This window comes from Arenibacter troitsensis (assembly GCF_900177645.1).
In the GTDB taxonomy this organism is placed as follows: domain Bacteria; phylum Bacteroidota; class Bacteroidia; order Flavobacteriales; family Flavobacteriaceae; genus Arenibacter; species Arenibacter troitsensis.
On record NZ_FXAO01000001.1, the window covers coordinates 1,043,607 to 1,055,386 of the forward strand.

Below are 11,780 nucleotides of genomic sequence, written 5' to 3' on the forward strand. Positions count from 1 at the left end.
TAATGCGTTATCATGAATGGCTTTTACAGTCAAGGATTTTCTTATAGTTAGGAAAAGAAGGAATAGTTTTAAAAAAGTTCAATGTCCTTAGGCAACTTTTTGAAAATAAGGGCTACTTTTTTTGGATGGCTCTATACATCTCCTGTTTGTAGAACTTGATTTTTTTAATATATAGATTGTTGTTTGATTGTAATTTTTAAAATTGGGGTAGTGCAATTTCTACTTAATGGAATTTAAATATTTTTCCAGCATAGTATAACCATCGGAGGTCATGGTGTTTCTGTCAGTGGCATTATTGTAATCAAGATTGTTTTCTTTTTCCCAAACATCTGGCATACCATCATGATCGGTATCTGTTGGGGCAGGCAGACTTTTTAATTCTGGCCAACCCCCAACATCATTTTGGGAATCAATAATGCCACTTTTATTTAATAGATCTGCAATTTTATGATCTTTTTTATAGGTCGATCCTTCAAAAGTAGCAGCGCCATTTTTTACTTCGTTAATAATACGGAGATCTACTGCATCACGTTTTGGCAAGGTTGTTCCGGCGTTTTGTAGAACCGACGCATAAGCTTCTTCGGGCAGCTGCTGCTGAATTGCTATTGCCGGCCATGGTTGTTCTAGTTTAAGCCCCTTGATGTATTCGCTGCCGTCCTGTGGCTGAACACCTCCAAGCCAATTGTTCTCTGACACCCACTGGTTGCCCTCAACCACATTGCCCGAAACATACCATTTCCCGTAATCGTCCGCCTTGTTGCGTGACCATGGTGCTACTATACGGTGTCTAATTTCGCCCGGTACTGTGGCTGGCCCGGCCTTATAATAATTTGCCACCATATTAATATTGGAAAAGTTGAATTTGGTATTGCCCACTTGGGCCACTTCCCCCCCGTAGGCTGACTCATAACCCCAGTTGTATATTACATTGTTCCTGTAGTCAACATTTCCACATCCCGAAGCAAAACGCGGGTTGCGATTGGAATGATTGGCAATTAAATTGTGGTGGTAGGTGCTATAATCGGATCCCCAGATGCCTCCAAAGCCATGATTGCCTTTTTGGTGATTGGATTTATAAAGACTTTCAGCAATTATGCACCATTGCACCGTAACGTTCTTGCCATGGTAGATAGACATGGTTTCATCAATACTCCAACTTGCGGAAACATGATCTAAAATGAGATTATTGGTATATCTACTTGAGATGGCATCTGTTTCGTCACCTGATTCATCCCCAAGACGTACTCTAATATAGCGGATGATAACCTCATCAGCATCTATCAGCAGTGGGCGTCCCCTTAAGGTAATTCCATCTCCAGGTGCTGTTTGGCCTGCTATGGTAATGTTGGGATTTTCAATTCGAAGATCACTTTCCAGTTTTATGGTTCCTGAAACCTTGAATACTACGGTTCTTGGTCCTTTGGCCTCAATGGCGGAACGTAAGCTTCCTTCACCACTATCTTTAAGATTAGTAACTTCATATACATCTCCTCCGCGGCCGCCAACGGTATACTTTCCGTACCCTTCAGCGGTGGGGAAAGCCAGCTGTTGTGCACATGCATTAAGTCCAATTAATACAAACCCTATTGCTAAAACTATTTGTTTCATGTTCCTCATTTTATATTTTACTAATCAACCCGAAGAACTAAAATGGCATCTTCCCACCCGTCGGGCGGAATCATATCACGGGACTCATTTACTTTAAAGTGGGCTATGTTTTCCTTTTGGCCATCTCTAGGATAGAACCAATAAGCTTCGGCATCCTTTTTTAATATATTGGTTACCTCACAATTTGAGTTGTTCGAGAAATAGACGATTACCATATCGTTCGATTCCGTGGTCACGGCAGTTTTTAGGTTTTCCCCTTCGCCGATTCCTAAGATACTATTCCCATTGGGTATCCATTGGTGCCACTTGTGGTCCATTAAAAATCTTTTGGCCACATTGGTTATTTGTATAGCACCAGGAAAATCCAACGCTTGCTGCCAGGTATAACCGCAATTGTAATCCCCCTCATTTCCCCGCATGGACCAGATGGGGCCTGCGCCATAAGTATGTCCCGCGCCCCCTGCAAAGAAGGTTTGATAAAATTGGCGTCTAATTTTTACCGGTGTAACCCAACCACATACATGGCGATAGGAACCGTATTCGTATGAGCCTTCTAAAAAAAGACTTGGTTTAACCGGTTTGTTCAATTGGTAATCACCTAACATTGTTGGATAGACCTGATCAAGTTCGCGCCACACTTCAACGCCATTTGCCGTAAGCCATTCATCTGAATGAAACCATTTGGAAGAATTATCCGGGGCGTCCCCATCAGGGTGGAAAGTAATGAAGACCTTGTTCCATGCGGAGTGTTTTTCGTTCCATTTCGGACGGTGGCCAGTAACACCCTGCGCTATGCCTTCCGCCATGGCCCGAAAAACATTGCGCCTGTCCCATTGCTGAAGGTTGGCGTTTTTGTCATATCCATCAATTTGAGCTTTTGCATCGCCTCCTAGAACCCAGATAATATTAGGTTCGTCTTTGTATCGTTTGCCTAAAAAACCACCATAAGTACGAGCTTCCTCCTCTGTGAATTCTTGTTGGGCCCCTCCCATTTGGGGGGTTATATAGGCGCGGCCCCAACAGGGAAGTAAGGCTAGGTATAGGCCTCTTTTTTTTACTGCCTGGACCACATAGTCCATATGGTCCCAATAATCGTTGGGAGCGGACGGGCCTCCACCAGAAACCACAAGAGGTTCAGAGGTATTTGGCATATCTTCACTACCACTAAAAGGTCGAAAACCATAGGTGTTGGCAGCATTATGCGGTCCCATTTCCATTCCTCCGCCATGTGGATACCAGAATGCTACGGTTTGAATGACCGTAAAACCAAGTTTTTGTCGATTATCCAGGTAAAGGTCAATTTCTTCCCGCGTCAATTGCTGGACCATGCCCCATCCGGTATCCGCTATCCATAGAAATGGGCTGCCATTGGTGTGTTGTATATAATGTCCATTGGAAGAGACTTCTAAGGCCCCTTTTTCCCAAGGTGTTTGGGAGGTTGCAACAAGGCACATACTAGCTAATGCTGCGAACAGTATCCTTTTTAGGTAGTTATTGGAGACTTTGGTAGTGGTTTTCATTGCGTTCATTTTGTTTTTGTATTAGTTGGGTGAGGTTTTAAGAGTTGTTTCGCGCCAAGCTATGATCTGGCTACTTTTTCTTTAAGCTCCAGAATATATAGTATGAGTTTATGTACGGTAACTTTTTCGTGCCCATGGCAAATGTGCCAGGAGAATTGGTGTGTACACCTGCCTTTAAAATGTTCATCAACGAGATTAAAAAGAATATAAGTGCCAATTCAGAGATTTTATTAATAAATTATATAGTCTATGATTTTGAAATTGTCCAATATAAGTTCCCTGAATTTCCATAGAAAAATTATTTAATTGTGACAATTATTCGCTGATACCTGGTAAGCTTTGGGGTGCCATTGTCCGTTACTTCGCATACAATATGTATATTTTCACCTTTTTTTACATTTTTTGGGACTATTAAGGAAATATTCCGTTTATGGGCATTTGTTATTTCAATTTTCCCATCAAAAGTGTCGGCTTCTTGATATTGCCACCAGGAATAGTTTAGTTGATCACCGTCCGGATCCATTGTTCCTTTAGCGCTTAATTTAATCTTACTTCCAGGTTTTGCCTCAATATCCAAGGGGCTAGTGAGTTTAACAATGGGAGGATGGTTAGCCTCACCATAAGGTTTGACGCACCAATCGGCCCTCGCGGCAAAATCGTTCTGTAATGCATCTGCCCAACGAGTTAAAGGTTTGAAATAGGCATTCATTAAATCTATATTTTTGGGATATTCTTCTCGCATATAGTTTCTGCCCCATGCTGTTTTGGTGTACCATCGTCCTTCGGGGTAGTGGTAATCTGCTTGCGGAACAGGATCCAGCCAAGTATTTTCCCTAACATGGATATAGCGACCGCCCCAGCCTCCAAAGTCTGGCGATTCCATAGAGCGGAGACCTGTTGGGATAGTGTAAATAAACGCAGGCGAATCCCCTTCAGATCTAAAATCCCCTTTGGATTTGGCATCGCCAGCAATAAACCCTTCCTTATCATTACCACCTTTATACGCTTCGTATAGGGAACACAGAGGGCCATGATCTTCCAGGATATTCGCTTTCATCCACTCGCTTTTAAAATATTTCTGTTTATCCGAGGGCATTATTTTGTCCCATTGATAGGCGACGGCCCAAAACTGATCACTTATAATAGTGGGGATATTGTATTTGCCCCAATGTGGACGAATGTAAGATTGATAGGTGTCATCCTGTTCCCATATAAAGAAAAAACGCAATTTTTTGGCAACATATGCCATCTTGTCAAAATGTTTTTCTTCAATGGTTTTTAAGGCCCTGGCAATGGTGTTGGTGCCTCCCCAAGCCTGTATCCAGATGGGTCTGTCATCGGATTCATCCAAAAGAACATTCGCAATATGTGTAGATCCTGGGGTAATGGAGTCCATTTCCCCTTCACTTTCAACATTTCCAAGGAAATTAATCGATTTTAAATATTGGGGTGTAGGGTAATCCTTGCTGTGCTCGATCAGGTTTGGGTATACCTTCGCATAGGCTTCCAAATAGGGGTCTATCCAGTCATCTCCCGCCCATTTGTGGCCATGCCAATGGTATTGGGAACTTGAGGTTACAATGCCCTCAACATCCCACTCATTGGCGTAAAGTAAAAATCTAACCATGGAACACTCATCGTCTATTTCACCATCTGAGGTTATGATTATACGTTGTTTTTGGCTCTGACCATTTACTGTAATATGAAAGGCCAAAAACCATACTATGAAACTTGAATAAAGAATATTTTTCATTTTGTATTTGTTACTCTTCAATATTGACTATCACACGTTGATATCGGGTTAATCGAGGTGTGCCATGGTCTGTGACCTTGAGGATGACATGCAATGTTCCTGTTCCGGAACCCCCTACGCGTTTTGTTGGAACAGTGAACCAAGCTTCTGGCTGATCAAAGTTTTGAATTTCCACGGGCTGTCCACTGCGTGCACTAGAAACAGAAAATGTCCCAGCTTCTTCGTACGTAAACCATTGGTACGAAAGGGCATCGTTATCGGGATCGCTAGATCCTTTTGCACTTAATAGTACTTTGTCGCCTTTTTTAGCGAGAAGTGTTTGTGCATGTCCAAGTTTGGCTACAGGAGGGTGGTTTGCCTTTTCATATGGCAGGATAGTCCAATCCATTCTGGCGGCAAAATCGTTTTGAAAATCTTCCCTCCAACGCCATATGGTTTCGTGGTTGCCCGAGTGCCATCGGCCATCCATACCTAAGACTTCATCTTCAGCATTGGAAAAGATGGGTCTGGTCTCTGGAGATAAAAACCACTTTTTCATCCTTGGGGTGTAATATTCGTACCTACCTCCCCAGCCACCCCATTCCGGGTGTTCGGGATAACTTAAGCCATTATTGATCAAGGCAAGGAATGAGGGTGTGTCTCCTTCCATTAAATAATCCCACATTGGGTACTCGGCACCTAAAGGGCCTTTCTTTCGAATATTTTGATCTAGCCATTCGTTTGTGACGGTGCTAAAATCGGCTCCGTCACAACGGGCATGAAAAAAATCACCGCTTATTCCGCTCCATGTAGCATGATGATAACCGCCACCAGCATTAAAACCTGGACTTACAATAAAGAATAGTTCTGGAAATTCCTTACGGATCCATGGCCCACTGTCGTCCTGATCGGAAATAGTGTAAACCCTTAATTTTTTGACAAATTGTTCCAGGTCTTTTTTTGAACGTGTTTCCCGTACCTTCCAAAGTGCCTGAGCCAGTACATTTGGTCCGCCCCAAACCGTTACCCAAACCGGTCTTGAGTCTTTTTTGTCTACGGCTTTGATCAATAATTCGGAGGCCGGGGAATCTTTTCCAGGCCCAACGGCTTGTACTCCGTACTCTGGTAATCCTTCGGTTATCCTGGACTTTAAATAATCTCCCGTAGGAAATCCTGATTCATGTTTTTCAAGGTTATCCCGTACCTTAGCGTAAGCATTTACGATTTCCTGAATACGGTATGTAGCAACCTTGTTTTGTTGGTGAACAGATGTTGTAGCGGCCAATCCTTCAATGTCATAGTGATTGGCATATACCAAAAAACGCACCATTGACATGGCATCATCCGGTTCATTTTCTATATCGGTAAGGACAAATACTCTTGGTTTTTCTTGGGCAATGGCGGAAATGGTCAATAAGGCCATGCCAACGATTGCAATGAAGTTGTTTGTTTTCATCTTTTTTATTTGTTTATTGATTGCCACCTTTTAGCCCAGTCCGATAAAAAGGCTTCCCGATGTTTTGAAATTGTTTTTGCACCTTGCTGTTCTTGGATAAATAGGTCAGGGGATGACCTGTCACTATACCAATTGGAACCCAATGGATAATCATCTGGAGTCGCTTTTCCTGGCCATGGAGTTGTACTTACAAACTGACCTTTTTGACCATCCAATTCGGGTATCGAACTTTTGGTGACATAGCTGCCTGTTTCCGGTTTTTTGGAGGAGTAACGAACGCCATAAATGCCATTGCCAAGGTGATATCCTGGCCATGATTGATTTGAAATTTCCAAGGTAAAACATGTGGAGTCCTGTGGAAAGTTTAGGTCGGGCCCTTTAAATCTCCATTCCAATTCCGCATAGGCGGCTACCGAATCGTTCTTGCTGCTGTTTCCTTGGAAGATTGTTCTTGCACTATATTTGATCGGAGTAAAGCTTCCGCCCCAACTTTCGCCCATTGGATTATTTGGGTCTCCATTCATCAAATATGCTAGGGATGGTGTGTCGCCCATTTTAATTTCGCCGTTATAGTGATTTTTAAAATTTTTCCCTAAGGCCCCTCTTCCTTGGATGAAATTGTTGTAATAGGATTTACCCTTAAATTTTGGAGGTGATTCAGAATCCATAAACCAACCTCTATAGGTGGCATTTGCCTCTATCATCCATAGGTTAGGGTGATTTTTGGCGATGTAGGCGTAGGCATTGATGCTCCATTTTTTATTTGGACCACCAATCCAATATACTCTAATGTTTTTCTCAATTTCGGGAGCATCATGTAGTGCCTGTGCCAAATCTTCCAAACCGCCCCAAACCAAAACCCATAGCGGTTGGTCTGTTGTGTTTTTGGCACATTTAATAATCCATTCCGAGCCTTCGGTGGCTGTATCGTATCCTTTATAAGGAGCTTCCAGTTTTGTTCCTTGTTTACAAACGGCTCTCAAGGAATCTGGATGGGTCAAGTTTGGGAACTGTGGTTTTAATTCAGGTAAATCCTTTTCATATAGGTCTAGCATATCTAGAATATTCCTGATGCGACCATTGCCAAATGGAGAAGATACCAGGCCTTCGATTTGGAAAAGGTCGGAATACATTAATAAATGTATCATGGATTGAAAATCATCGGGATCGGTTCCTCCAATGTCCGAGCTGACCAATATTCGGGGTTTGGCTTTTTTTTGAGTTGGACTATCACACGGAAGCAACATGCCAAATATCAAGGTTCCAACAATTCCTATTAAGGTTAAAATTTTTAAGGAGGTCATATAAATAATTTTTTGCAGGAAATTGTCGGGATAGTCGTAGCCATGATCTTGAAATTGGTATAATTATCCACAAATATATAAAAAAGAAAATAAAAGAAAATAAAAGAAAATAAACAAAATAATATATCTTTGTGCTATCCTTGTTTTTTGGGGTTTTTATGGTTTGCTCGATGGCGTTAGGAGAGGTGTTTGGTTTATGGGAAAAGAGTTGTGGTTGTTGTGCCCAAAAGGAATTGTCTGATTATAATGTTGGTAAAGGGAATAATATATTTAAGGGGTTAAAGTGTCCAATCAAAAATTCAGTGTATAAATTAAATGGAATTATGAAGTCCAGTTTTTTCTTAATGTTGATTTACTTCGTTTCGGTTTCATGCTCTTCATTGCGGACAAAGGCCATAGTGACATCCGTGGAAGCGGCGCCGTTGAAGCCTCGTTTGGTGGTACTTACCGATATATCGACCTGGGAACCGGATGACCATGAATCTCTGATTAGGTTATTGGTTCATGCCGATATGTTTGAAATTGAAGGGATTGTAATTACAACAGGGTGGAGTATGGATAATGTTAATGAAGTTAAGCAATTTAAGGACATTGCTACAGGTGTTATAGAGGCTTATGGGCGGGATTTGCCTAATCTGGCCAAGCGTTCCAATCAAAATGGTTTTGCCCATGATAAGGAAAGGCAGCAAATTGGCTACTGGCCAAGTGCCGATTATTTAAAGGAACGTACAATGTTTGGTAGTTTGTATATGGGTATGGATAAGGTTGGTCCTGAAAATATTTCTGACGGAAGTAATCTTATTGTGCAGTTGGCGAGCGAGGATGACGATCGTCCTATTTGGGTTTGTTTTTGGGGAGGTGGTAATACATTGGCACAGGCTATTTGGCAAGTAGAACAGGACCAGGGCGAATCGGGATTAAAAGTATTTCTGAATAAAATCCGGGCATATGCAATCACGGACCAGGATAGACCGCAAAAATCTAGTTTTGAAACTAGCTCCCATGCATGGATGCGCCGAGAGTTTGCAGATGACCTACTTTTTATTTGGGATGATTGTGCATGGAAATATCAGAATGGGACTGGGAAAAATAAGTGGGCGGATTATGAGGAGCATATCCAGAATCATGGTAGTCTGGGTAGTCAATATCCAAAATATGTATGGGGGGTTGAGGGGGATACCCCTTCCTTTTTGCATATCATGCCTAACGGTCTCAATGATCCTGACCAACCAACCCAAGTAAGTTGGGGAGGCTATTCCCAATGGGGTAAGGGAGAGGATGATAATGGCTACTCGTATGTAAATTTTACTGGGGATGAAAGTGAAATTTGCAGAAGATATGGTGATCATTTTTATGCGGCTACATTCAACAATTTTGCGGCTAGAATGGATTGGGTTCAGAATGGTGTAGGTAATCGTAATCCTATTGTTGTAATTGATGGTGATGGTAGATTGGGAAGCATCACCATAAAGCCTCAGGTGGGGTCCAGTGTTGAATTGGATGCATCGGCTTCCTATGATCCGGATGGGGATTCATTAAGTTATCATTGGTGGGTTCAACCAGAGGCTGGTACGTTTACTGGGAAAATAAACATATTAAATAGTAACGCTAAGAATGCTATACTGCAGGTGCCTCCAGATGCGGGTGGTGAAAGTTTTCATATAATTTGCGAGGTAACCGATAGCGGCATGCACAATTTGTCCAGCTATCGCCGTGTAATATGTGAACCGAAAAAATAAATGTGGCACAATTATTTTGGTATTGAGGATTTTTTGCAAAATGCCGCCTATTTTAAAGTTTTGCGTACGGGTCTTTTTGATGCTATAATGAAGTTGGTTAAAATAGTGGGGCAATAATAAGTGGAACGATATATTTTGAATTTAAATTAAAAGAGTTTTTATTTGTTTGCGAATATTTACTATTATTTATGAACTATGGCATATTTACCGAATAAGAGGCGTGAAAAGATTGTAGAATTTTTAAAGGAGGACGGATCTGCAAAGGTGGCGGACCTGGCCAAACTTTTTAAGGTCACCGAGGTTACTGTTCGCCAAGATTTGGAAAAGTTGGAAAATCAAGGATTGATAATGAGGGAGCACGGAGGTGCCTATCTTAAAAATATGGGGGATCAGGTACGCAACTTTTCCCTGGTTCAACAGGATAATTTGGAATTGAAGGAGGCTATAGCACAAAAATGTCTTGAGTTTATTGAGAGCGGGGACACCATTATTCTGGATTCTGGAAGTACAACCACCGAAATTGCAAAAAAACTGGTAGGATATAAAGATTTAACTGTTATTACAAATGCCCTTAATATCGCATTATTGTTGGGCACTGAACCTGGTATTGAAGTTATCATGACGGGGGGTGAATTTAAACCGCCTACCTTATCATTGACAGGGCAAAAAGCGGCCGATTTTTTTAAAGGACTTAACGTGCAAAAGTTATTTTTGGCTACGGCTGGCATCTCCTTGAAATCCGGTCTTACCTATCCAAGTATAAGTGATCTTGTAGTAAAAAAGGCAATGATCGATGCTGCGGACATTACGTATTTGGTGGCCGATAGCTCTAAAATTGGCAAAAGTGCCCTAGCCAGTCTAGGAGCACTTTCATTGATAGATTATATCATTACGGATTCAGGAATGGAAGAAAAGGATCTAAAGGTTTTTAAGGATAATGAAATTGAAGTGATTTTGGCCAAGGCTGATTAATAAGAAATAAAAATTATAAGAATATGAGTACCGCAAAATTGCCATTAAGCATTGGGATAATAATAGGGAATCGTGATTTTTTTCCGGATAGTTTGGTGGAAAAGGCTAGGACCGAGATTATCGATGTCTTTGCAAAATTAAATTTGACACCGGTTTTATTGGGAAGTACCGATACCAAGCTAGGCGGTGTGGAAACCTTTAGGGAAGCTCAAAAATGTGCAGAACTCTTTAAGAGACACAGTGAGGAAATTGCCGGGGTATTGGTGCTTTTGCCAAATTTTGGCGATGAGAAGGGGGTGGCCGATACGCTAAAAATGGCCAATCTGAACGTACCGGTATTGGTACAGGCCTATCCCGACGAATTGACGAAGATGAATGTTGTAAATCGCAGGGATTCCTGGTGTGGTAAAATCTCAGTCTGTAATAACCTTTATCAGTATGGAATAAAGTATTCACTCACGAATCAGCATGTATGTTATCCTTCCGATGCCCTTTTTCAACAGGACTTGAAAGATTTTGTTGCCGTGTGCAGGGTAGTAAGGGGTGTAAGAAACGTTAGGATCGGGGCTGTTGGGGCTAGACCTGGTGCCTTTAACACAGTGCGCTATTCCGAAAAAATATTGCAGCGCAATGGCATTACGGTTACTACGGTTGATTTATCCGAAATATTGGGCAAGGCCAATAAACTAACAAAGGACGATGCCTCGGTAAAGCAACATTTGGAGTCCATCAATGCCTATGTGGCCCAAGGCAAGACTCCCAATGAAGCTATGTTACAGATTGCAAAATTGGATGTTGTTTTAAAAGGGTTTATGGAAGAGTATGCATTGGATGCCACGGCTATTCAATGTTGGACTTCATTGCAGCAGAATTATGGATGTAACGTATGTACCAGCATGAGTATAATGTCCGAAAATATGTTGCCATCTGCCTGTGAGGTCGATGTTACCGGGACCCTTAGTATGTATGCCATGCAATTGGCCTCCGGCTCCCCGAGTGCTTTGGTGGATTGGAATAACAATTATGCCGATGATCCCAATAAATGTGTTCTTTTTCATTGTGGCAATTGGGCGAAATCCTTTTTACCCGATATTAAGATGGATACCGCTCCAATCCTCGGAACTACCGTTGGCGTTGAGAATACCTATGGTGCACTAGATGGTAGAACACCGGCAAGTCCACTTACCTATGGGAGAATAAGTACGGATGATCCCAAAGGTATTATCAAAGCTTATTTCGGTGAAGGGGAGTTGACAGATGACCCATTGAAGACCTTTGGGAACAGGGCGGTGGCCCAAATTCCTAATCTGCAGGGCTTGATGCAGTATGTGTGCAGAAACGGATTTGAACACCACGTAGTTATGAACGCCTCTAAGACTGGGGGCATTTTGCAGGAAGCTTTGGGCAATTATATGGGCTGGGATATATACCACCATAAGGTTTAATTTC

The 11,780-nt window shown here is 41.9% G+C and carries 8 protein-coding genes; 3 read left to right on the top strand and 5 right to left on the bottom strand.

What is annotated here, in order from left to right; translation table 11 throughout:
* Nucleotides 1-219: 219 nt before the first annotated feature.
* The 5 genes from B9Y87_RS04225 to B9Y87_RS04250 form a co-directional block, all read right to left on the bottom strand.
* Nucleotides 220-1,608 carry a pectate lyase family protein gene (locus B9Y87_RS04225; protein ID WP_085496667.1) on the bottom strand — a complete coding sequence of 463 codons (1,389 nt, stop codon included), beginning with the start codon at nucleotides 1,606-1,608 and terminating at the stop codon, nucleotides 220-222.
* A gap of 20 nt (nucleotides 1,609-1,628) precedes the next feature.
* A complete protein-coding gene (locus tag B9Y87_RS04230) occupies nucleotides 1,629-3,128 on the bottom strand; it encodes a glycoside hydrolase family 140 protein (RefSeq protein ID WP_176225585.1) in 1,500 nt (499 codons plus the stop codon).
* 298 nt (nucleotides 3,129-3,426) lie between these two features.
* On the bottom strand, nucleotides 3,427-4,881 hold the full coding sequence (locus B9Y87_RS04240; RefSeq protein WP_085496435.1) for a DUF1593 domain-containing protein: 1,455 nt from the start codon (nucleotides 4,879-4,881) through the stop codon (nucleotides 3,427-3,429).
* A gap of 10 nt (nucleotides 4,882-4,891) precedes the next feature.
* The gene (locus B9Y87_RS04245) at nucleotides 4,892-6,316 is read right to left on the bottom strand and encodes a DUF1593 domain-containing protein (RefSeq protein WP_139827136.1); all 1,425 of its coding nucleotides are present in this window, start codon (nucleotides 6,314-6,316) and stop codon (nucleotides 4,892-4,894) included.
* Between the two features lie 5 nt (nucleotides 6,317-6,321).
* Complete coding sequence (locus tag B9Y87_RS04250; protein ID WP_245808636.1) at nucleotides 6,322-7,620, bottom strand: nucleoside hydrolase-like domain-containing protein; 1,299 nt, start codon at nucleotides 7,618-7,620, stop codon at nucleotides 6,322-6,324.
* A gap of 323 nt (nucleotides 7,621-7,943) precedes the next feature.
* Here B9Y87_RS04250 and B9Y87_RS04255 point away from each other — a divergent pair, with 323 nt between their 5' ends.
* From B9Y87_RS04255 to B9Y87_RS04265, 3 genes are all read left to right on the top strand, one after another.
* Nucleotides 7,944-9,359 (top strand): nucleoside hydrolase-like domain-containing protein, encoded by a 1,416-nt coding sequence (locus B9Y87_RS04255; protein ID WP_085496673.1) that lies wholly within the window; start codon nucleotides 7,944-7,946, stop codon nucleotides 9,357-9,359.
* 195 nt (nucleotides 9,360-9,554) lie between these two features.
* A complete protein-coding gene (locus B9Y87_RS04260; RefSeq protein ID WP_085496437.1) occupies nucleotides 9,555-10,331 on the top strand; it encodes a DeoR/GlpR family DNA-binding transcription regulator in 777 nt (258 codons plus the stop codon).
* 23 nt (nucleotides 10,332-10,354) lie between these two features.
* On the top strand, nucleotides 10,355-11,776 hold the full coding sequence (locus B9Y87_RS04265; RefSeq protein WP_085496440.1) for an L-fucose/L-arabinose isomerase family protein: 1,422 nt from the start codon (nucleotides 10,355-10,357) through the stop codon (nucleotides 11,774-11,776).
* The last annotated feature ends 4 nt before the right edge of the window (nucleotides 11,777-11,780 follow it).

Excerpts from the sequence above, each read along its gene's own strand:
- B9Y87_RS04225 (WP_085496667.1), bottom strand. The coding sequence starts at position 1,608 with ATGAAACAAATAGTTTTAGCAATAGGGTTTGTATTAATTGGACTTAAT.
- B9Y87_RS04230 (WP_176225585.1), bottom strand. The coding sequence starts at position 3,128 with ATGAAAACCACTACCAAAGTCTCCAATAACTACCTAAAAAGGATACTG.
- B9Y87_RS04240 (WP_085496435.1), bottom strand. The coding sequence starts at position 4,881 with ATGAAAAATATTCTTTATTCAAGTTTCATAGTATGGTTTTTGGCCTTT.
- B9Y87_RS04245 (WP_139827136.1), bottom strand. The coding sequence starts at position 6,316 with ATGAAAACAAACAACTTCATTGCAATCGTTGGCATGGCCTTATTGACC.
- B9Y87_RS04250 (WP_245808636.1), bottom strand. The coding sequence starts at position 7,620 with ATGACCTCCTTAAAAATTTTAACCTTAATAGGAATTGTTGGAACCTTG.
- B9Y87_RS04255 (WP_085496673.1), top strand. The coding sequence starts at position 7,944 with ATGAAGTCCAGTTTTTTCTTAATGTTGATTTACTTCGTTTCGGTTTCA.
- B9Y87_RS04260 (WP_085496437.1), top strand. The coding sequence starts at position 9,555 with ATGGCATATTTACCGAATAAGAGGCGTGAAAAGATTGTAGAATTTTTA.
- B9Y87_RS04265 (WP_085496440.1), top strand. The coding sequence starts at position 10,355 with ATGAGTACCGCAAAATTGCCATTAAGCATTGGGATAATAATAGGGAAT.